General features: G+C 73.2%; 17 protein-coding genes and 4 pseudogenes. 11 read left to right on the forward strand and 10 right to left on the reverse strand.

All coding sequences use genetic code 11. From position 1 onward, the window contains the following. Positions 1-85: 85 nt before the first annotated feature. Positions 86-1,926 (forward strand): annotated as a pseudogene (locus WBK50_RS19820) (AMP-dependent synthetase/ligase). Between the two features lie 59 nt (positions 1,927-1,985). Here the strand turns inward: WBK50_RS19820 and WBK50_RS19825 are convergent. The 4 genes and pseudogenes from WBK50_RS19825 to WBK50_RS35210 form a co-directional block, all read right to left on the reverse strand. Next, entirely contained in the window at positions 1,986-3,128 is a 1,143-nt protein-coding gene (locus tag WBK50_RS19825; RefSeq protein WP_341337035.1) for a glycosyltransferase family 4 protein, read from the reverse strand. Between the two features lie 138 nt (positions 3,129-3,266). Next, on the reverse strand, positions 3,267-4,268 hold the full coding sequence (locus tag WBK50_RS19830; RefSeq protein ID WP_341337036.1) for an NlpC/P60 family protein: 1,002 nt from the start codon (positions 4,266-4,268) through the stop codon (positions 3,267-3,269). A 451-nt stretch (positions 4,269-4,719) separates the two neighbouring features. After that, positions 4,720-4,989, reverse strand: a complete 270-nt coding sequence (locus WBK50_RS19835) for a hypothetical protein (RefSeq protein WP_341337037.1) — start codon at positions 4,987-4,989, stop codon at positions 4,720-4,722. 126 nt (positions 4,990-5,115) lie between these two features. Continuing rightward, a pseudogene (locus WBK50_RS35210) lies at positions 5,116-6,496 on the reverse strand (NYN domain-containing protein). Positions 6,497-7,022: 526 nt separating this feature from the next. Between WBK50_RS35210 and WBK50_RS19850 the strand changes: the two are divergent. The 3 genes and pseudogenes from WBK50_RS19850 to WBK50_RS19860 all read left to right on the forward strand — a co-directional run. Beyond that, positions 7,023-8,758, forward strand: a pseudogene (locus WBK50_RS19850) (DEDD exonuclease domain-containing protein); the annotation flags it as partial. A gap of 146 nt (positions 8,759-8,904) precedes the next feature. Then, complete coding sequence (locus tag WBK50_RS19855) at positions 8,905-9,183, forward strand: Lrp/AsnC family transcriptional regulator (RefSeq protein WP_341337040.1); 279 nt, start codon at positions 8,905-8,907, stop codon at positions 9,181-9,183. Positions 9,184-9,441: 258 nt separating this feature from the next. Then, on the forward strand, positions 9,442-10,401 hold the full coding sequence (locus tag WBK50_RS19860) for an IS481 family transposase (RefSeq protein ID WP_341333795.1): 960 nt from the start codon (positions 9,442-9,444) through the stop codon (positions 10,399-10,401). 28 nt (positions 10,402-10,429) lie between these two features. Here the strand turns inward: WBK50_RS19860 and trpD are convergent, their stop codons facing one another. Continuing rightward, positions 10,430-11,485, reverse strand: coding sequence for an anthranilate phosphoribosyltransferase (gene trpD / locus WBK50_RS19865; protein WP_341339455.1), 1,056 nt, complete (start codon positions 11,483-11,485; stop codon positions 10,430-10,432). Positions 11,486-11,487: 2 nt separating this feature from the next. Beyond that, positions 11,488-11,838: a hypothetical protein gene (locus WBK50_RS19870; RefSeq protein WP_341339456.1), complete on the reverse strand. Its 351-nt coding sequence runs from the start codon at positions 11,836-11,838 to the stop codon at positions 11,488-11,490. Between the two features lie 251 nt (positions 11,839-12,089). Here WBK50_RS19870 and ctaE point away from each other — a divergent pair, with 251 nt between their 5' ends. The 5 genes from ctaE (at position 12,090) to WBK50_RS19895 (ending at position 16,984) form a co-directional block, all read left to right on the forward strand. Next, positions 12,090-12,692: an aa3-type cytochrome oxidase subunit III gene (gene ctaE / locus WBK50_RS19875; protein ID WP_341337041.1), complete on the forward strand. Its 603-nt coding sequence runs from the start codon at positions 12,090-12,092 to the stop codon at positions 12,690-12,692. A 54-nt stretch (positions 12,693-12,746) separates the two neighbouring features. Then, entirely contained in the window at positions 12,747-13,607 is an 861-nt protein-coding gene (qcrC, locus tag WBK50_RS19880; protein WP_341337042.1) for a cytochrome bc1 complex diheme cytochrome c subunit, read from the forward strand. Further along, entirely contained in the window at positions 13,604-14,731 is a 1,128-nt protein-coding gene (qcrA, locus tag WBK50_RS19885) for a cytochrome bc1 complex Rieske iron-sulfur subunit (protein ID WP_341337043.1), read from the forward strand. The genes qcrC and qcrA overlap by 4 nt, the downstream gene beginning before the upstream one ends. After that, entirely contained in the window at positions 14,728-16,416 is a 1,689-nt protein-coding gene (qcrB, locus tag WBK50_RS19890; protein WP_341337044.1) for a cytochrome bc1 complex cytochrome b subunit, read from the forward strand. The genes qcrA and qcrB overlap by 4 nt, the downstream gene beginning before the upstream one ends. 289 nt (positions 16,417-16,705) lie before the next feature. After that, the gene (locus WBK50_RS19895) at positions 16,706-16,984 is read left to right on the forward strand and encodes a hypothetical protein (protein WP_341337046.1); all 279 of its coding nucleotides are present in this window, start codon (positions 16,706-16,708) and stop codon (positions 16,982-16,984) included. A 100-nt stretch (positions 16,985-17,084) separates the two neighbouring features. Here WBK50_RS19895 and WBK50_RS19900 read toward each other — a convergent pair whose 3' ends face one another. Then, positions 17,085-17,999 (reverse strand): hypothetical protein, encoded by a 915-nt coding sequence (locus tag WBK50_RS19900; RefSeq protein WP_341337047.1) that lies wholly within the window; start codon positions 17,997-17,999, stop codon positions 17,085-17,087. 183 nt (positions 18,000-18,182) lie between these two features. Between WBK50_RS19900 and WBK50_RS19905 the strand changes: the two genes are divergently transcribed. Next, a complete protein-coding gene (locus WBK50_RS19905; RefSeq protein ID WP_341339593.1) occupies positions 18,183-18,392 on the forward strand; it encodes a hypothetical protein in 210 nt (69 codons plus the stop codon). Here WBK50_RS19905 and WBK50_RS19910 read toward each other — a convergent pair. From WBK50_RS19910 to WBK50_RS19920, 3 genes and pseudogenes are all read right to left on the reverse strand, one after another. Further along, positions 18,344-18,607, reverse strand: a pseudogene (locus WBK50_RS19910) (hypothetical protein); the annotation flags it as partial. The gene WBK50_RS19905 and the pseudogene WBK50_RS19910 overlap by 49 nt on opposite strands. 7 nt (positions 18,608-18,614) lie before the next feature. Continuing rightward, positions 18,615-19,520, reverse strand: a complete 906-nt coding sequence (locus tag WBK50_RS19915; RefSeq protein ID WP_341337048.1) for a PaaI family thioesterase — start codon at positions 19,518-19,520, stop codon at positions 18,615-18,617. Between the two features lie 52 nt (positions 19,521-19,572). Beyond that, the gene (locus tag WBK50_RS19920) at positions 19,573-20,541 is read right to left on the reverse strand and encodes a helix-turn-helix domain-containing protein (protein WP_341337049.1); all 969 of its coding nucleotides are present in this window, start codon (positions 20,539-20,541) and stop codon (positions 19,573-19,575) included. An 86-nt stretch (positions 20,542-20,627) separates the two neighbouring features. Here WBK50_RS19920 and WBK50_RS19925 point away from each other — a divergent pair, with 86 nt between their 5' ends. Beyond that, entirely contained in the window at positions 20,628-20,861 is a 234-nt protein-coding gene (locus WBK50_RS19925) for a hypothetical protein (RefSeq protein WP_341337050.1), read from the forward strand. Positions 20,862-21,051 lie beyond the last annotated feature (190 nt).

Raw genomic sequence — 21,051 nt, forward strand, 5'->3', positions numbered from 1 at the left:
GTGAGACAGGCGGCAGCCGGACGCGCTATCTTGACTCGTCAGTAACTTCTTACGACCTGCCCATGTCGGCCAGGAGGTCTTCCCCGTGCGTGAGTTCAGCGTGCCCGCTACCGACGTCGTCGGCGCGGACGACACCCTCGTCGACGCCGTCTACGCGGCCGCGTCGGACCACCCGGACGCGGTGGCGTTCCGCCGCCGGGGCGTCGACGGCGCGTGGAGCGAGGTGACGGCCGGCGAGTTCGCCGCGCAGGTCACCGCGGTCGCCCGCGGCCTCGTCGCGGCCGGCGTCGGCCCCGGGGACCGCGTCGCCCTGCTGTCCCGGACACGCTACGAGTGGACGCTGGTCGACTACGCGATCCTCGCCTCCGGCGCGGTGACCGTGCCGATCTACGAGACCTCGTCCGCCGAACAGGTCAGCTGGATCCTGTCGAACTCCGGTGCCGTCGCGATCGTGGTCGAGAACGAGGGACACGCCGCGCTCGTCGCCCAGGTCCGGGACGACCTCGCGGACCTGCGGCTCGTCTGGCAGATCGAGCCCGCGGCGGCCTCCCCGGAACCCCGGGCGCCATCGAGCAGATCACCGCGCTCGGCACGGACACCCCCGACGACGAGGTGCACGCCCGCCGTCACGCGGTGAAGGCGGACGACCTCGCCACGCTGATCTACACCTCGGGCACCACCGGGCGACCCAAGGGCTGCGAGCTCACCCACCGCAACCTCCTCAGCGAGATCTCGGCCACCACCGCGGTGCTCGGCCAGCTGATGACGCGCGGCGCCTCGACGCTGCTGTTCCTGCCGCTGGCGCACGTGTTCGGCAAGGTCATCCAGTGCGGGTCGCTGGCGAACGGCGTGGTCATCGGACACACCCCGGACACCTCGACGCTGCTGCCGGACCTGCAGGAGTTCCGCCCGACCTTCCTGCTCGCGGTGCCGCGGGTGTTCGAGAAGGTCTACAACGGAGCGCGGCAGAAGGCGCACGACAGCGGCAAGGGCAAGATCTTCGACGCGGCCACCGACGTCGCGATCGCGTGGAGCCGCGCCCAGGACACCGGCGGCCCGTCGTTCGTCCTGAAGGCCAAGCACGCACTGTTCGACAAGCTCGTCTACGGCAAGCTGCGGGAGGCCGTCGGCGGCCGGGTCGTGGCCGCGGTGTCCGGCAGCGCGCCGCTCGGCGAGCGCCTCGGGCACTACTTCCGCGGCATCGGCCTGCCGATCCTCGAGGGCTACGGCCTGACCGAGACCAGCGCCGGGATCACCGTCAACGCGATCGGCGCCCAGCGGGTCGGCTCCGTCGGTCGGCCGGTCCCCGGGCACTCCGTCCGGATCGCGGACGACGGCGAGATCATGCTCCGCGGCGACATCGTCTTCTCCCGGTACTGGAAGAACCCGGACGCCACCGCGGAGGCCATCAGCGACGGCTGGTTCCACAGCGGGGACATCGGCGAGCTCGACGACGCCGGCTACCTCAGCATCACCGGCCGCAAGAAGGAGATCCTGGTGACCGCGGGCGGCAAGAACGTGGCCCCCGCCGTGCTGGAGGACCGGCTGCGCGCGCACCCGCTGGTGGGGCAGTGCATGGTCGTCGGGGACGGGCAGCCCTTCATCGGGGCGCTCATCACGATCGACCCGGAGGCTCTGCCCACCTGGCGGGAGCGCAACGGCAAGACCACCACGGGGGACCCGAGCTCGGCGGCGGACCTCGTCGACGACCCGGAGCTGCGCGGGGAGATCGCCGCCGCGGTCGAGGACGCGAACCAGGCGGTCTCGCGGGCGGAGCGGATCCGCAAGTTCCGGATCCTGCCGCACGACTTCTCCGAGGCGGGCGGGGAGATGACACCGACGCTGAAGGTCAAGCGGAACGTGGTCGCGAAGATGTACTCCGACGACATCGCGAAGATCTACGACGGCAGCAAGCAGCACGCCTGAGCGCGGCGCTCACCCGGCGCTCGAGTGGCTCGAGCGGCGTCCACCGACGCTCGAGCCACTCAAGCGTCGGACGCCTGTCCGGTGAGCAGGCCCTGCAGGCGCTCCACCTGGGTCTTCCAGGTCCAGTCCTGCTGCATCCACGCCCGTCCCGCGGCGCCCATCTCGCGCGCTCGGGCGGGCTCGCTCAGCAATCCCGCCAGCGCGTCGACGAGGGCGGCGGCGTCCCGGCCCCCCACGACGTGACCCGTCCGGCCCTCGCGCACGGTCTCCGGCGCGCCACCCGAGTCCCCCGCGACCACCGGCACCCCGCAGGCGGACGCCTCGAGGAGCACGATCCCCAGCCCCTCGACGTCCAGTCCCCCGCCGCGGGTGCGGCACGGCAGGGCGAACACGTCCCCGACGGCCTGGTGCGCCGCCAGCTCGTCCGCCGGGACCGGCCCGGAGAAGACGACGTGCTCGGCCATCCCGCGGTCGGCCGCGAGCCGGTGCAGATGCCGGCGGTACGGCCCGTCGCCGACGATCAGCAGCCGCGCCCCGGGCACCCGCCGGCGCAGCGCCGGCAGCGCCTCGATCAGCGAGTCCTGTCCCTTGCGCGCCACCAGCCGGGACAGGCACGTCACGACGGGGGCGTCCGCCAGCCCGTAGCGGCGCCGTAGCGCCGCGCGGGCCGCCGGATCGGGCCGGAAGACGTCCGTGTCGATGCCGGACGGCACGTGCTCCAGCGGCGCCTGCGGGCCGAACGCGGCGGCGAACCGGCCGCGGGTGTACAGCGAGATCACTGTGAGGGCGTCCGCGTCGTCCCCGATCCGGCGCAGCGCCTGCCGCGCGCCCGGGAGCATGGACCACCCGACCTCGTGCCCGTGCGTGCTCGCGACGACGCGGCGGATCCCGGCGTGGCGGCGCAGCCGAGGGCCGAGCAGGGCGAGCGGGGCCGCCGCCCCGAACCAGACGGTCGACGCCCCGTGCCGGCGGGCGAGCGCGGCGGCACGCCGGGCCACGTCGGGGGTCGGGAGCATCAGCGAGGTGGGGTGTCGGTGCACGGGGTAACCGAGCTCCGCGTCGAACTCCTCAGCGCCCTCCCACTGCGGGGCGTAGACGGCGAGCTCGCCCGGGGGCAGCCGGTCCGCGAGGGCCCGAAGGTAGTTCTGGATCCCGCCGCGCCGGGGCGGGAAGTCGTTCGTCACCAGGAGCGTGCGGGCCACCGGGGCGACGGTAACGGGGCCCCGGAGACGAGTGAGCGGCGGCCGGTGTCTGCCCGCGCGGGGCGGGGAGCACATCGACCGCCGCTCGACCCTGGGGAGCGGACGAGGTCCGGTACTGCGGTGGGCCCGGGAGTCCTGTCAGGAGACGCGGCGGGCGCCGCTGAAGGCGTCCGCGGAGACCGTCTGGTACTTCACGACGTCGCCGCTCTGCGGCGCGTTGATCATCTTGCCGCCGCCCGCGTAGATGCCGACGTGGCTGACCGGCGAGTAGTAGAAGACCAGGTCACCGGGCTGCATGTCGCTCCAGGAGACGGACCTGCCGACCGTCGACTGCGCACTGCTCGAGCGCGGCAGGGTGACCCCCACCCGGTTGAACGCCCACGAGGTGAGCCCGGAGCAGTCGAAGGAGTTCGGGCCGCTCGCGCCCCAGACGTAGGGCTTACCGAGCCTGGTGGCCGCCGCGCGCAGGGCCTCGACGCCGGCGCCGGTGCCGACGATGTCGACGGGGCCGTCCTCGCCAGGGCCGTTGTACGCGTCCCGCTCCTCGGGGCTGAGCTCGCGGAGGAGCTTCTCGACGTCGTCGATCCGCTTGTCCGCGTCCGCCTTGCGGGCCGCGATGTCGTCCGCGGCCTTGTGGGCGTCGTCCGCCGCGGCCTGGGCGCGGGCGGTGGCGTCGTCCGCGTCCGCCTTGGTGCGGTCCGCCTGGCGGACCTTGTCCAGCAGGTCGTCGAGCTGTGTCGCCTGCTCCGCGGACAGCGACTCCAGCGCGGACATCTGGTCCAGGTAGTCCTGGGGCGAACTGCTGGCGAGGAACGCGTTGAACTGGTCCAGCTTGCCGTTCTCGACGAAGGTCAGCGCCAGCCCGTCGATCTGGGTCCGAAAGCCCTCCTCGTCCGCGCGGGCCTGGTCCGCGGCGGCGCGCGCCGGGTCCACCGCCGCCCGGAGCCGGTCCGCCTCGGCCTGTTTCGCCGTGAACTCGTCCGTGGCCGCGTGCCACTGCTCGGTCAGCGCCTCGGCCTCGTGCTGGGCCTGCCGTAGCTGCTCGCGGGCGTCCGCGGGCGTCGGCGGCGCGGGCTGGGCCGCCGCGGGCACCGCAGCGAGCGCAACGGTCAGGACGCCGGCGACCAGCAGCGGGAGCATCCGCAGGCCGAAGCGTCGTCCCGGGCCTCCGGGCCGCCACCGCCGCGACCCGCCGTCCGTTCCACCGCCTGCACCGTCGTCTTCCGTACGAGCACCGGACTGCCGGATCGTGATCCGAGGCGCCACCACGCGGACGTGACTCCCTCCTCGCGCCCGCCCACGCAGGCACGGCGCGACGGGCCCCGTGCCGGGGAGCACGGGCGGCCGGAGGATCGACACGCTTCGGGGGCGCGCCGGTGGCCTCGGGCCCGGGGCACATCGCGCGGGGTCCGCGGGGAGCGGTGACCCTGCGTCGCCGCTCCGGACGAGCGGCCGTCGTTCCACAAGGTCTCGCGGAGATTACGAGGAGACGGTGACGGCGTCCACAACAGGGCTCGGCCACGCGCCGAACGGTCCGAGGCGCCGAAGAGTTGCCGAGAGTGACCGATATCGGTCCGATAACGACGAATCGTCACACAGCGTCCCGGTGTGGGCCGGGCTCCGGCCCAGCACCCGTCACGTTGCGCGAGCGAGTGGACACCAGCCGCAACCGCGGGACCAGTCCTTGATCGGCCAGCACGGCCAGGGCGTGCTGTTCCGGTGCGTCGAGCTGTACCGGTGACGCGCCGGACGGCAGGGGTTCCCCTTCCGCGCGCACTTCGGGCATGCCCAGCAGCACCCCGATCACGCAGTCCCCACAGGCGTTGCCGCGGACCTCGCAGCTGTCGCAGTCGATGATCATTTCCGCTCCCTCGACGACGGGTTCTTCCCTGTCGGCGCGGACGTTAGGGACACCCACCGACAATTTCCGGGCCGCCGGCCGCGGAATCCCTGGAACACGTCGCCGGCCGGCCGGGAGAAGGGCGGATCAGCCGCGCAGACGGGCGAGCAGCACCGACGAGGGCAGGGCGTGCGCCCCGCTGCGTCGCACCGAGGCCACCACGGCCCGGTCCGACGTCGCGACCAGCACGGGACGCCCCTCGGGCTCGGCCGCGACCAGGGCCCGGATCACGTCGTCCGCGATCACCCCGGGGTCGCTGAACAGCACCCGGACCCCGCGGGTGCCGCGGGTGGGCGCGGCGACGACCGCAGCGCCGTCGAACACCACCGTGACCTCGACGCCGGTGCGCGCGGCGAGCGCGCCGAGCTGCCCGACGAGCCGGGTCCGCTGGTCCGCCAGCGGCAGCTCCGGATAGCCCGTCTTGCTGACGTTGTACCCGTCGACCACGAGGTGGACGGCCGGCATCGCCAGCAGCGCGTCGAGCGCCGCGAGGTTGTCCACGGGGGCCCCGCTGCGCACCGCGCCGGCTCCGCGCACCAGGTCCGCGGGCCGCGGCCCCCCGCCGCCGAGGGAGAAGCTCCCGGCGCAGGCCCGACAATGCGCCGCCGAGGGTGTCCAGCAGCAGGCCGAGGCGCACCTCGTCCCCCTGCCGGGCCTCCTTGGCCGCCTGCCGGGCCGCCGCCACCTCGGCCTGGGCCCGGGTGGCGCGGCGGTGCTCGTGCTCGGCGCGCTCCCGCTCGCGGTCCCGCTCGGCGACGACCTCCGCCAACCGCTCGTCCGCGCCGCTGCGCAGCAGGGCGACGGTGCGTTCCAGCTGGCTGCGGGCCTCGGCGGCGGACCGCAGGGCGCTGCCCTGCTCGGAGACCTTGCGGCGCAGCTTCTGGTACTCGGCCTCGCGTTCGGCGAGCGCGGTGCGTGTCTGCTCCCGGGCCTCGGCCAGCTCGGCGCGCATCCGCTCGAGCTCGACGGTCAGCTTGTCCACCCGCGAAAGCGCCTCGTCCCGTTCGGCCCGCAGCTCGGTGGTCTCCCCGCGGCGGGCGACGGCGGCGACCGCGACGCCGGCACCGGGCGCGCCGGTGAGCACGGCCGCGGCCGCGGCCGTCAGCGGCTCGTCCGGCCCCGCCCCCAGCTCACCCGGCCGGTGCTCGTCCCACCAGGCGACGACGGCCGACCGGAACGCCGAGGAGTCCCGCAGCTCCGCGACGAGCGCGGCGCCACCGAGGCGGGCCCGCTTGGCCGGGGTGAACCTGGAGAAGCGGCGCAGGCCGGCCGGGACGTCCGTCGCGGGCATCCCCCCGAGCGCGGCCGAGGCCACCTCGGCGAGGCGGGCGCGCACGGGGTCCGGCAGCACGTCCCAGTCCGGGGCGGTCTCCTGCGCGGCGCCCCGGTCGGGCGTACACGGCGCGCCGGACGCGGGCCCCGCAACGGCGGGATCCGCGTCCGGGGAACCGGACGCCTCGGGGTACATCCGTCAAGGCTAGCCCGACTTCGCCGACCGGCCACGACGTAGCACCGCAGACACCCGGAACGACCGTGTCCCGGTCCCGAGGGCAACCCGGCCGCGGGGAACCGGGACATGATCCGCGCCGAAGCGCGGGGCTCGGCCCGGTCCCCGGGCCCAGGTTCGCCGGACGGGATGCAGCGGCGGCTGCGCCGGGCGGACCGTGCACCACGCTGCGGGGCCGTGACCACCTGATCACCGCGGACGGCCGTGAGGTCACCACGTTCAGCGCCTCCTGGTGGACCTCCGTGGCCCGTTCGCGCTCGACGGCCGCGAGTACGAGGTCCGCACGAACCTGGGGGCCGCCGCTACGGGATGGCGGGCGCGCGCCTGGCGGGGCGGCGCGGTGGCGGACCTGCCCGGCCTGACGTCACGGTGCAGGTCTTCGTGGTCACCGTCGTCCTCACGATGTGGGCCCGGGCGAGCGCGGCGGCCGCCTCCGGTCGGGCGCCGTGCGAAGAACTGTCGGCCCCCTCCCCTAGCGTCCGGCGGCGTGACGGCATCCGCTCCCCAGCTCCCGTCGGAAACCCGGCTCCCGCCGCAGACACAGCTGTCGTTCGACGAGCTCGGCACTCCCCTGCGCGAGGTCACGTTCGTCGTGCTGGACCTCGAGACCACCGGCGGCAGCGCCGAGCGGGACTCCATCACCGAGATCGGCGCGGTGAAGGTGCGCGGCGGCGAGCAGATCGGCGAGATCGGCACGCTCGTGGACCCGGGCGTCGGCATCCCGCCGAACATCGTGGCGCTCACCGGGATCACCAGCGCGATGGTCGCCCGGGCGCCCCGGCTGCCCGCCGTGCTGCCGAGCGTGCTCGAGTTCCTGTCCGGCTCGGTCCTGGTCGCCCACAACGCGCCGTTCGACGCCGGTTTCCTCCGCTCCGCGTGCGAGCGGCACGGCCAGCACTGGCCCCACCCGCCGGTCCTGTGCACCGCACGTCTCGCCCGGGCGGTCCTCTCCCGGGCCGAGGCACCGAGTGTCCGGCTCGGCGCGCTCGCCCAGCTGTTCGGCACCCGCACCACCCCGGACCACCGTGCCCTGCACGACGCGCGCGCCACGGTCGAGGTGCTGCACCACCTGCTCGAGCGCATCGGCAACCTCGGCGTGCAGAGCCTGGAGGAGCTGCTCGCGCTCGCCCGGACGTCGTCCCCGCACCGGCCCACGCAGCGCCAGCGCCAGCAGCGGCACCTCGCCGAGCAGGTTCCGTCCGCTCCGGGCGTCTACCTCTTCCGCGGCCCGCGGGACGAGGTTCTCTACGTCGGTACCAGCGGCGACCTGCGCCGGCGGGTGCGCAGCTACTTCACCGCGGGCGAGCGGCGCCGCCGGATCCGGGACATGGTGGCCCTCGCCGAACGGGTGGACTCCGTGGTGTGCGCGCACGCGCTGGAGGCCGGCGTCCGGGAGCTGCGGCTGCTCGCCGCGCACAAGCCGAAGTACAACCGGCGCTCACGGAACCCGGACCGGGCCTGGTGGGTCGTGCCGACGGCGGAGACCTTCCCCGGCTGTCCGTGGTGACCGGTGCCCGCGACGACGCCCTGGGCCCCTTCCGCTCGCACCGCTCGGCCGTCGAGGCCCTCGAGACGCTGCAGGAGGCCGTGCCGCTACGCCGCTGCACCCAGCGGATTCCCCTTCGGAACCCCTCGGCCACCCCGTGTCTGCTGCACGAGCTGGGCCGGTGTGCCGCCCCGTGCGCGGGCCTGCAGTCCGCGGACGAGTACGCCCCGGCCGTCGCGGCGCTGCGGGACCTCGTCGACGGCCGGGAGGACGCCGCGCTGCGCGCACTGGCCGGGAGCGTGGACGAGCTGGCCGCGAAGGAGCACTACGAGCGGGCCGCGGAGCGCCGGGACCGGCTCGCCGGCCTGATCGAGGTCCTGGAGCGCCGGCAGAGCCTCGCCGCCCTGGCCGCGCAGCCCGAGCTCGTCGGCGCCCGACCGGACGGTCGCGGGGGCTGGGAGCTGGCGGTGGTCCGCTACGGGCGGCTCGCGGCGGCGGACGTCGCGCGCCGGGGCGTCGCCCCGATGCCCGTGGTCGGGGCGCTGCGGGTGGGAGCGCAGACGATCCTGCCCGGGGACGGGCCGTTGCGCGGTGCCCCGGCCGAGGAGACCCGGCTGATCTACCGGTGGCTGACCGGCGGCGGGACGCGGCTCGTGCACTGCGACCCGCCCTGGGGCGAACCCGCGCGCGGCGCGGCGGGCTGGGGCGCGTGGGCGCGCCGGGCACGGGAGGGCACGGACGCCGGCCGGACCGCGGTGGCCGAGGTGTCGCCGTCGGAACGCCTGCTGCCGCGCACCGAGCCCGTGCCGTCCACGACGAGGCCGTGGCTGCACTAACGTCCACCCCGGTCCTCGCGCCCGGGGACCGAGGAGGAGGTAACCCTGTGATCACCGCGATCGTCCTGGTCCACACCGCCGCAGACCGCATCCCGGAGACCGCCCAGGCGATCGCGAACCTGAAGGGCGTCGACGAGGTCTACTCCTGCGCCGGGGACGTCGACCTGATCGCCGTCGTGAAGGTCCGGGAGCACGAGGAGCTCGCGGAGGTCATCGCGGGCGGGGTGAGCAAGGTCGAGGGCGTCCGACGCACGGACACCCACATCGCCTTCCGCTCCTACTCCCGCGCGGACACGGAGGCGACCTTCTCGGTCGGCCTGGACTGACCCACCGCCGGCTCTCGCGCCCCGCAGCCCCCTGGGCTCGCGGCCCGGGGCCTGCGCTCGCGTCCGGACACGCGCGGAGACACCCGAGCGCGAGCGGTTCCCCGAGGAGGGTGCAGGGCCGAGTCGTTCAGCGCCCTCCTAGCTGTAGCGACCCATCACGTTGTTGACGGTGGTTGACGGCGTGTTGGCTTGATCGAGGGGAAGGCCTCCGGCGGAGTGGGTGTGTCTGACGCACCTGCTCGAACCCGGAGGCCTTCCGTGTCGCACCGTAACGCCCGCACCACTGTCCACGGGCGCAGGCTCATCATCGAACGTTGGCGAGCCGGTTGGCCGGCTGCGCGGATCGCCGAGCAACTCGGGATCTCCCGGGCCACCGTGCACAAGTGGATCCGCCGGTTCCGCGAAGAAGGTTGGGGCGGCCTGGAAGACCGCTCCTCACGCCCGCGCACCAGCCCGACCCGCACTCCCGCGCTCGTGGAGGCCCAGATCCTGGCGCTTCGCGACTCCCAGCGTCGCGGCCCGGTCTATCTGGCCGGGCAGCTGCAACTGGTGGCGTCCACCGTCGGGCGGGTGCTGCGTCGTCACGACGTTGCCCCGCTGGCGGCGATCGACCCGACCACCGGAGAACCGGTACGCCGCCACTCCGGGATCCGCTACGAACGCCGCGCACCCGGAGACCTCCTACACATCGACGTGAAGAAGCTCGGGCGGGTACCCGACGGCGGTGGCTGGCGGCTCCTCGGCCGCGACGCCACCATCGCCCACCGGCACAAGCCAGTCCGGATCGGCTTCGACTACCTCCACGTCGCCGTGGACGACCACACCCGGCTGGCCTACGTCGAAGCGTTGCCCGATGAACGCGACGCCACCTGCGCAGGGTTCCTGCACCGGGCCGTGGCCTCGTTCCGTTCCCGAGGAGTGCGGGTGCTGCGGATCCTCACTGACAACGCCCTGGTCTACCGACGCGGATCCCTCTGGCAGGCCGTCTGCGTCGCTGCGGGACTGCGGCGCCGGTTCACCAAGCCCGGCTGCCCCTGGACGAACGGGAAGGCTGAGCGGTTCAACCGGACCCTGCTCAGCGAGTTCGCCTACGCCCGCCCCTGGCTGTCCAACACCGATCGACTCGCCGCCCTCGACAGCTGGGTCGATCACTACAACACTCGACGCGCCCACTCCGCCATCGGCGGCCGGCCCCCGATCACCCGACTCGCCGCGTGACCGTCAACAAGGTCTCGGGTCACTACACCTAGCCCTTGAGGCGGGTCGCCACACTCGCCCAGCGTGCGAGCAGCGCCGCGGCGTCCCCGGAGTCCACCGCGGCGGCGGCGCGTTCCAGTCCCTCCCCGATCGCGGACGTCAGGTCCGCGGGCGGGCCGCCGGTGATGCCGGCGTAGGCGGCGAGGGCGCCGGCGGCGTTGAGCAGCACGGCGTCCCGCACCGCGCCCTTCGTCCCCGCGAGCAGCTCGTGGACCACGGTGGCGTTCGCGGCGGCGTCCCCGCCCCGCAGGTCCTCGCGGGAGGCGGCCGGGATCCCGAGGGCGGCCGGGTCGAACCGCTCCGCGCGGACCTCGCCGCCGCCGGCGACCCACACCGCGCTCGTCGTGGTCGTCGTCAGCTCGTCCAGGCCGTCGTCACCCCGGACGACCAGCACGGACTTCCCGCGCCCGGCGAACACGTCGGCCAGCACGGGCGCCAGCCGCGCGTCCGCGCAGCCGACCAGGCCGGCGGGCGGCTGGGCCGGGTTGGTGAGCGGGCCGAGCAGGTTCATCGCGGTCGGGATGCCGATCTCGCGGCGCACCCCGCCCGTGTGCCGCATCGCCGGGTGGAACACCGGGGCGAAGCAGAAGCAGATGCCGGCCTCGGCGACACACTCCGCGACCTGGGCCGGGGACAGGTCGATGGTGATCCCCAGCGCCTCCAGCACGTCCGCCGCCCCCGAAGCCGAGGACGCGGCCCGGTTGCCGTGCTTGACGACGGGCACCCCGGCGGCCGCGACGACGATCGCCGCCATCGTGGAGATGTTCACCGTGTTCGCCTGGTCCCCGCCGGTCCCGACGACGTCCACGGACGGCCCGTTGATCGTGACCAGGTTCGCGTGTCCGAGCATCGCCTGCGCGAGCCCGGAGATCTCCGCGGAGGTCTCGCCCTTGGACCGCAGCGCGACGAGGAACCCGGCGAGCTGCGCCGGGGTGGCCTCGGCGGACAGGACGCGGTCCATCACCCATGCGGTGTCCTCCGCACCCAGGTCGGTCCGGGCGACGAGACGGCCGAGGACGCCGCGCCAGCCGAGCGTGTCCGCCACGGTCAACGGACGACCGGGGCGTCCGCGGCCGCGGCGGCCCGGAGCACCTCCGCAACGGTCTCCGCGGCGCCGACCGGGTCCAGCGGGTGCACCAGCACGGCGTCCGCCTGCGACCAGGTGGCGAGCCACCGGTCGTCGCGGCGGCGCACGGTCACCACGATCGGAGGGCAGTCGTCGATCTCGTTCTTCAGCTGGCGGGACAGGCCCATGCCCCCGGTCGGCTGGGCCTCGCCGTCGAGGATCGCCAGGTCGACGCGGCCGGCGTCGCAGGCGGCGAGGACCTCGGCGATGCCGCCGGCCTCCTCGAACACCACCCGGCCGAGGTCCGGTGCGGGGCGACGCCCGACGGCCATGACGATGCCCTCGCGCACCTCGGGGCGGTGGCTGAAGACGAGGACCCGCCAGGTGCGGGACGGGTCGGCGGGGCCGCTGACGCTACCTGCGCTGCTCACCTGTCGGATACTAGTCACCGGGGTCACAGTGCGGGCCAGGGCCGGGAACCCGGCGCGCCTTCCCGCCGTTGGAGGCGCGGGTGACGAACCCGAAGGCGGCTGATCGGTATCCCGACAGGCTGTAGAAGTTCGCGTGGGGTCATAATGCCCGGGTGACGACAGCGGCTCCCAACATCAGCGCGCGGATCCACTCGCTGAACCGACCGAACCTGGTCAGCATCGGCACGATCGTCTGGCTCTCCAGCGAGCTGATGTTCTTCGCCGGGCTGTTCGCGATCTACTTCACCGCGCGCGCGCAGAACGTCGGTGAGTGGCCTCCACCGCCGATCGAACTCGACGTGCCCTACGCACTCGTCGTGACCATCGTCCTCGTCGCCTCCTCCTTCACCTGCCAGTTCGGCGTGTTCGCGGCCGAGCGTGGCGACGTGTTCGGGCTGCGGCGCTGGTACCTGGCCACCCTGGCGATGGGCACGTTCTTCGTGCTCGGCCAGATCAACGAGTACCGGAACCTGGTGACCCACGAGGGCCTCACCCTGGCGTCGAACGCGTACGGCACCGTCTTCTACATGGCCACCGGCTTCCACGGCCTGCACGTGACGGGCGGCCTGCTGGCGTTCGTCTACCTGCTGATCCGGACGAAGCTCAGCAAGTTCACCCCGGCCCAGGCCACCGCCGCGATCGTCGTGTCCTACTACTGGCACTTCGTCGACGTCGTGTGGATCGGCCTGTTCGCCGTCATCTACTTCATCCGCTAGACCCCGTTGCTTCCCGGACTTCACCGCCACGACCGTGAGGGTTAGACGCCGACCATGACGAGTCAGACGACCGAATCCAGCCCGCCACCCGCGCCCCGGAACCAGCGGCCGCACGGCAAGTTCCGCCGCCGGTTCGCGGGCGCGCTCGCCATCGGGATCGGCCTGCTCGCCGTCGGCGTCGGCTACGACGTCGTCAAGCCGGAGCCCCAGCAGGCGGTCGCGCAGGACAATGCGGCACTCGTGGCCCAGGGCCAGGAGCTCTACTACAACAACGCGTGCATCACCTGCCACGGCGCGAACCTGCAGGGCGTGGAGAACCGCGGCCCGAGCCTCATCGGCGTCGGTGACGCGGCCACGTACTTCCAGGTCTCCACCGGCCGCATGCCGCTGGCCCGCCAGGAGGCCCAGGCGACGCGCAAGCCGCCGCTGCCGCAGTTCGACCCGAACACCGAGGAGGGCCGGCACAACCTCGACGCCCTCGGTGCCTTCGTCGACGCCAACGGCGGCGGCCCGCGGGTCCCGGCCCAGACCGGCGTCGCCCTGCGCGGCGACGACCCGGCCCGCGGCGGCCAGCTCTTCCGGCTCAACTGCTCGTCCTGCCACAACTTCGTCGGGGTGGGCGGCGCGCTGTCCTCGGGCAAGTACGCCCCCTCGCTCGACCCGGCGTCGGAGGAGCAGATCTACACCGCGATGCTCACCGGCCCGCAGAACATGCCGAAGTTCGCGGACCGGCAGCTCACGCCGGACGAGAAGAAGGACATCATCGCCTACGTCAAGTCGGTGACGAACGGCAACAACAACCCGGGCGGCAACCCGCTCGGAGGCCTCGGCCCGACGTCCGAGGGAGTCATCATCTTCGTCGTCGGCCTGACCGCGGTCATCGGTTTCGCAATGTGGTTGGGAGCGAAGAATTGAGCGCCTCGAGCGACAGCGGCCCCCGCACCCCCTCCCAGGAGGAACTGGATGCGATGACGCCGGAGCAGCTCGCCCGCCTGGCGGCTGAGCTGGACGACGTCGAGATCGTCCACAACGGGGACAAGTGGCCCGTCAAGGGCACCCGGGCGGAGAAGCGGGCCGAGCGGACCGTCGCGGCCTGGTTCGTGCTGTCGGCGCTGGCGGGCCTCGGCTTCGTCGTCGCGTTCATCGCGTGGCCGCACGAGTACGTCAGCCCCTTCAAGCCCGGCTACACGATGTACTCGCTGTACACGCCGGTCGTCGGGTTCCTGTTCGGCCTGGCCGTGCTGGCGCTGGGCATCGGCGTCGTCGCGTACGTCAAGAAGTTCTTCCCGGACGAGGTGTCGGTCCAGCAGCGGCACGACGGCCGCTCCCCCGAGGTGGACCGGCGCACCGTGATGGCGCAGATCACCGCGGCGGGCAAGGACACCGGCATCGGCCGGCGCAAGCTCATCACCCGTTCCGCGGGCGCGGCGGCCGGCCTGTTCGGCCTCGGGCTCGGCGTCGCGGCCCTGGGCCCGATGATCCGCAACCCGTGGAAGGGCGGCGCCGACGCGGCGCTGTGGACGACGGGCTGGAAGCCGCAGAACGGCGAGACCGTCTACCTGCGCCGGGACACCGGAATCCTGGGCGAGATCTCCCGGGTCCGCCCCGAGGACATGGAGCCGGGCGCGATGGAGACCGTGTTCCCGTTCCGCGAGTCGGAGCGGGGCAACGAGGAGGCCCTCCTGCACGCGCAGCGCGCCTCGGACGCCCCGGTCATGCTGATCCGCCTGCGCCCCGGCACGCCGACCGTCAAGCGGGCCGGCCAGGAGGACTTCAACTACGGGGACTTCTACGCGTTCTCGAAGATCTGCAGCCACCTCGGCTGCCCCACCTCGCTGTACCAGGCGCAGGACAACCGAATCCTGTGCCCGTGCCACCAGTCGCAGTTCCTCGCGACCGAGTACGCGCGCCCGGTCTTCGGGCCGGCCACGCGCCCCCTCGCCCAGCTGCCGATCACGGTGGACTCCGAGGGCTACTTCGTGGCACGCAGTGACTTCATCGAAGCCGTCGGACCGGCATTCTGGGAGCGGAGGCCATGAGCGCCCTCACCACATCCACCACGCCGTCGGCCGGAATGGCCGGCAGGGCCGCCGCCGGCCTCGACGAGCTGGACCAGCGCCTGCACCCCGCCGCCGGCCTGCGTCGGCAGTTCAACAAGGTCTTCCCGACGCACTGGTCGTTCATGCTCGGGGAGGTCGCGCTCTACAGCTTCATCATCCTGCTGGTCTCGGGCACGTACCTCGCGCTGTTCTTCGACCCGTCGATGGTCGAGGTCGTCTACGACGGCCCGTTCGACAACCTGCGCGGCGTCCACATGTCCAGGGCGTACGAGAGTGCCCTGCAGATCTCCATGGAGGTCCGGGGCGGGCTGTTCGTCCGGCAGGTGCACCACTGGGCGGCGCTGCTGTTCGTCGCCTCGATGGTCGCCCACATGTTCCGGACGTTCTTCACCGGCGCGTTCCGCAAGCCCCGCGAGACCAACTGGGTCATCGGCATCCTGCTGATCTTCATGGGCATGATGGAGGGCTTCACCGGCTACTCGCTGCCGGACGACCTGCTCTCCGGCATCGGCCTGCGGATCGCCTCGGGCTTCATCCTGTCGATCCCGGTGATCGGCACCTGGGCGCACTGGCTGCTCTTCGGCGGCGAGTTCCCGGGTACGGAGATCATCCCGCGGCTCTACATCGTCCACGTGTTCCTGCTGCCGGGCATCCTGCTCGCGCTGATCGGCGTGCACCTGGGCCTTGTCTGGTACCAGAAGCACACCCAGTACCCCGGCCCCGGCCGCACCGAGAACAACGTGGTCGGCGTCCGGATCCTCCCGGCGTTCGCGGCCAAGGGCGGTGCGTTCTTCGCCGTCACCGCCGGTGTCGTCGCGATGCTGGGCGGCCTCTTCCAGATCAACGGCATCTGGAACCTCGGCCCCTACGACGCGGCGCACGTCTCGGCGGGTTCGCAGCCGGACTGGTACATGCTCTTCAGCGAGGGCATGGCGCGCATCTTCCCGCCGTGGGAGATCTACCTGTTCGGCCGCTACACGATCCCGGCGGCGTTCTGGGCCACGGTCGCGTTCCTCCCGGTGCTGTTCGTCGTCGCCGCGATGTACCCGGCGATCGAGCGGAAGATGACCGGGGACAACGCGCTGCACAACCTGCTGCAGCGCCCGCGTGACGTCCCGGTGCGCACCTCGCTCGGCGTCATGGGCATCACCTTCTACACCTGGCTGGTGCTCTGCGGCATCAACGACTGGGTCGCGTACTTCTTCCACATCTCGCTCAACGCGACGACGTGGGCGGGCCGCATCGGGATCCTGGTGCTGCCGCCGATCGCCTACTGGGTGACCTACCGGCTCTGCATCGGTCTGCAGAGGGCGGACCGCGCGGTCCTGGAGCACGGCATCGAGACGGGCGTCATCAAGCGGCTGCCGCACGGCGAGTTCATCGAGGTGCACCAGCCCCTCGGCGGCGTCGACGAGCACGGGCACGCGATCCCGCTCGAGTACCAGGGCGCCCCGGTGCCCAAGCGGATGAACCAGCTCGGCTCCGGCGGCGCTCCCGTCGAGGGCTCGCTGGTCGGGCCGGACCCGCTGGAGGAGACCGCGGCGCTGGCGAAGGCCCGTGCCGAGATCCACCACGAGGAGCTCGAGGCGCTCAGGGCGCGCCAGGAGCGGCTCGAGCTGGCCGGCCGCCCCGAGGCGGGCCGGCCGAAGGACAGCACGGACTGACGCTCCCACCCGAGCGGAGAGGGCCCCACCGGCAGCGCCGGTGGGGCCCTCTCTCGTTCCGGCGCGAGATTCCTACCCGCCGGTACCGCTCCGGAGTGATCGCTGCTACAGTCGGACGCGTGCGACGTCGTGAGCTTCTCCTTACGCGTGCCGGGGCGGTAGTAGCCCGGCGCGCCGGTTGAGCCAGGCCACCGTCGCGCCCGTCGCCCTCCCCGAGGCGGCCCTCACCACCTTTCGAGACCTGGCTCGTGAGCCCTTTCGCGCCCGAGCCCTTCTGGAGCACCCCGCCATGAGCATCACCCTGGACCAGCCCCGCACGAGCGACATCGCCGCGCGGATCCTGCGCCGGCACACCATCGTCGCCTCGGACGGCATGAACGGCGCCCTCTGCGTCGCCGCGGAGCTGCAGAGCTGCGGACACCTGGTCCGCGAGTTCGCCGTCGACGTCCGGGAGGGCGTCACCTACAGCACGGTCACCTGCACGGTCTCGATGACGGCGTTCGAGGCGGACGCGTTCGCCGCCCAGCTCCGCGCGCTCGCGCCGGTCGTCTCGGTCGACCCGTACTAGATCGTCCCGACCTCGGCCCTGCCGAACCCCACCGGAGCCCCCGCCCGACTCGATCTGGCGGGGGTTCCGTGTGTCCGGGTTCCCTGGTGCGGTGACCGCACTAGCGGACGGCCGCGCTCCGGCACGCGTCGAGCATCGCGTCGAGCCCGGCGACCTTGACCCGCTCCGCTCCCCCGCGCACCTCGCCGAGCCGGATCTCCTCCGCGTCGAGATTGAGCCAGTCGTCCCAGGTCACCGGTTCGACGCCGTACTCGGCGAACCGCTCGAAGATCGCGTCCCGGTCCGGGTACCGGGTCTCCGGCAGGTCCGCCAGGTCCTCCAGCAGCTTCCCGACGGTCTCGACGGCGTCGTGCTTGTTGGTCCCGATCACCCCGGTCGGCCCGCGCTTGATCCATCCCGTGACGTAGGACCCCGGCACCGGGACCCCGTCCCGGACGACCCGGCCGCCGTCGTTGGGCACGATCCCGTTCTCGTCGTCGAAGGGCAGGCCCGGGATGGGCTCGCCGCTGTAGCCGATGGCCCGGACGACCAGCCCGGCGTCGACCGTCTCCTGCTCGCCGGTGCCGAGGACCTTCCCGTCGCGGACCTCGTTGCGCTCCAGGACGACGTGCTCGACCCGGCCGTCCGCGCCCTCCAGCCGCACGGGCGAGCGCAGGAAGTGCAGGTGGATGCGGCGGCTCGCCGTCCCGGGCTCGTTCCCGGCCCACGCCGTCAGCATCTCCAGGTTCTGCTTCTGCCGGCGGTCCTCGGGCTCCTCGACCCCGGCCGCGAGAACGCCGTCGTCGTGCACCAGGACGTCGACGTCGTCGAGCTCCCCGATCTGCCGGAGCTCGGCCGGGGTGAAGCGCACGTGCTGCGGGCCGCGGCGGACCACGACGTGCACGTCGCGGACGGCGCTGCGCCGGAGCGTGGCGAGCACGTGCTCGGGGACGTCCGTGGTGGCCATCTCGGCGGGCCCGCGGGCCAGCACGCGCGCGATGTCCAGGGCGACGTTGCCCGCGCCCACCACGACCACGCCCGGGCTGTCCAGCAGCGGCTCCAGCAGCGTGGCGTCGGGGTGGCCGCAGTACCAGCTGACGAACGCGCCGGAGCCGTGGCTGCCCGCGAGCTCCTCCCCGGGATGCCGAGGTCCCGGTCCAGCGAGCTCCCCGTGGCGTGGACGACGGCGTGGTAGTGCTCACGCAGGACGTCCAGCGGGATGCCGTTCTCACCCACCGCGGCGTTCCCGAGGAACCGGACCCTGGACCCGTCGGCGAAGGGCCGCTGCAGCACCCGGATCACGGACTTCATCTTCACGTGGTCGGGCGCGACGCCGTACCGGACCAGGCCGTACGGCGCGGGCAGGCGGTCGAGCACGTCGACGTCGACGGGGCCGACGTCCGAGGCGAGCAGCGCCGCCGCCGCGTAGAGGCCTGAGGGCCCGGCGCCGATCACCGCCACCCGGGGCCGTTCGGGCGGGGTGTTCGGGGTCGGGGGCGGCGATGACGTCAATGGTCGCTCCTCACGTCGCGTGACGTGCGCGCCGCGAGGGCCGGCCTCGGGGTGTCGACCTGCGTCGCGGCGGTGGTGGTGGGTGCGCGTCGATCTGTTCTGCTGTGGTGTCTCCTGTCGGGCGATTATCACCCGCCGATCAGTCGTTCGGGAGTACCACGACCGTTCCGGTGGCCGTGGCGGCGATCTTCCCGTCGTCGCGGACCAGCTCGGTGCGGACCGTCCGGAAGCGCCGACCGTCCCGGACGACGGTCGAGCGGCAGGTCAGCTCGCCGCTCAGCGGGACCGGGCGCAGGTAGTCGACGGTGGTCGTCAGCGGACGGCACGGGGCCGGGTGGGCGGCCGCGAGGCGCGCCTGGGCCGCGTGGGCGATCGCCATGACCATGCCGCCGTGGACGTCGCCGCGCAGGTTCGCGATCGACGGGCTCAGCGGGAGGCGCAGCTCGGTCGGGTCCGTGCTGGTGGTTGTGCCGTCCAGGCCGGGCGGGAGGGCCGTGAGATCGAGCTTCGGAACGCCGGTGAAGTCCTTCCAGATCCCGCGGTGCTGCCCGATCGGCAACGGGTCGACGACCATCGTGCCGGCGGCGTGCGCGATGAGGGTGCCGAGATCGTCCCGGACCGAGACATGGCCGACGCCGCAGGTCCGGTCCTCGTGGACGCCGACGCCCTCGACGAGCAGGCAGCTCGCCCCGGCCGCGGGCCGCGCGTGGTGGTCGACGCGCAGTTCCACGGTGGGCCCGCCGGACCGCGTCGAGGTGAACGTGTGCACGGCGATGCCGAGCGCGGTGTCGACGGCGACCGAGGTCACCAGGGTGCTGACGCGGCCGGTCGAGTCGAGCGTGCCGGGGCCGAGCGGGACCCGGAGCAGCACCCGGCCGCGGTCGATCTCGACCACGGACAGTCCCGTGCCGCCCTCGACGGGCGAGCGGGCGAACCGCGACGAGAGCAGCGGGACGTCGTCGAAGCCGTCGCGCGCAGAGGCGGCCGGCTCGTCGAGCGCGGCGTGAGGGGCCGGCGGCAGTGCCGTCCCGACGTCGTGTTCCATCCGGCCATCCTGCGACACCGCGCCCCACGAGCCGGGCACGACATGCCGCGCGTCACGCCGGGAGCGCGTCCCGTTCGCTGCTGCGGAAGGTGCGCCGGTAGTCCGCCGGCGCGACGCCGACGACCTTGCGGAAGTGGTGGCGCAGCAAGGTCGCCGAGCCGAACCCGCAGCGTGCGGCGACGGCGTCGACCCCGAGATCGGTGTCCTCCAGCAGCCGACGGGCATGCAGGACGCGCTGGCGGGTGAGCCAGCGGTGCGGCGTCGTGCCGGTCTCGGTGGTGAAGCGACGGGCGAAGGTCCGCTCGGACATCGCGGCGCGGCGGGCGAGGTCCGCGACGGAGTGCTCGACGTCGAGGTGGGTGAGCATCCAGTCGAGGACCGGGCCGAGGGAGTCCGCCGAGCACTTCGGGATCGGGCGCTCGATGAACTGCCGCTGCCCGCCCTCGCGCTGCGGTGGGACCACCATCCTGCGGGCGATCCCGTTCACCACGGCGCTGCCGAGCTCCCGGCGGACGAGGTGCAGGCACGCGTCGATGCCCGCGGCGGTACCGGCGCTGGTGATCAGGTTCCCGTCGTCCACGTAGAGGACGTCCGGGTCGACGGTGATCTGCGGATAGCGGGCGCGCAACTCGTCGACGCTGTACCAGTGCGCGGTGCACTTGCGGCCGTCGAGGATGCCCGCCGCGGCCAGCACGAAGACGCCGGAGCAGACCGTGAGCAGCGTCGCGCCGTCCGCCTCGGCCTGCCGCACCGCGTTGAGGACCTCCTCGGGGAACTCCCGCATCCGGGTGGCAGGGATGGCGACGAGATCAGCCCCGCGCAGCCCGTCGAGCCCGTACTTCGGCGTGACGTCGACACCGGCCGTGGTGCTGATCGGCTCGCCGGCGACCTGCCCGCACACCCGGAAGTCCAGGACCGGGAGGCCGTCGTCCGAGCGGTCCAGGCCGAAGACCTCGCACAGCACGCCGAACTCGAACACGGCGAGGTCGGGCAGGATGAGCACGGCGACGCTTCGCAACATGGGCGTCAGCATACTGGCAGAATCTTTTCGCAGGGCGACTTCTCTGCCACTGCTGGCAGGAAGTGGATGAGCGGAAACTTACTGCCATGACCACAACGGTTCTCGCCCTCGCCGCCGTCGCCCTCCTCGTCTTCCTCGCCATCAGGGGCCACCGCACCGGTCGCCGCCCCTTCCGCCTCGACCAGTTCCGTCCGGCGGCGTCCCTCGGAGGCGTGTTCGCCGGACCGGCTCCCGTCGACATGGACCGGGAACGCCTGGTCGCGGACCTGCGGGCGCTGCCCGACTCGCCGGCCGACGTCGAGTACCGGCTGCGCGTGTAGCCCTGTGCGCGTGGAACCTCGCTAGAACGAGGTTCCACGCGCACGACCCGCGGTGACCTGTGGAGACGCAACCAGGCCTGCACGCCCGCCTGCCCGCCCGCGCGGGAGCAGCGCACGGGCTCGGGCCGGCGCCGGCCGAGGCTGACCCGGATCGAACGGGGGCACGGGGGCGTGGCCCCTCCGCGCGCCA

This window comes from Pseudonocardia sp. T1-2H (assembly GCF_038039215.1).
GTDB lineage: Bacteria > Actinomycetota > Actinomycetes > Mycobacteriales > Pseudonocardiaceae > Pseudonocardia.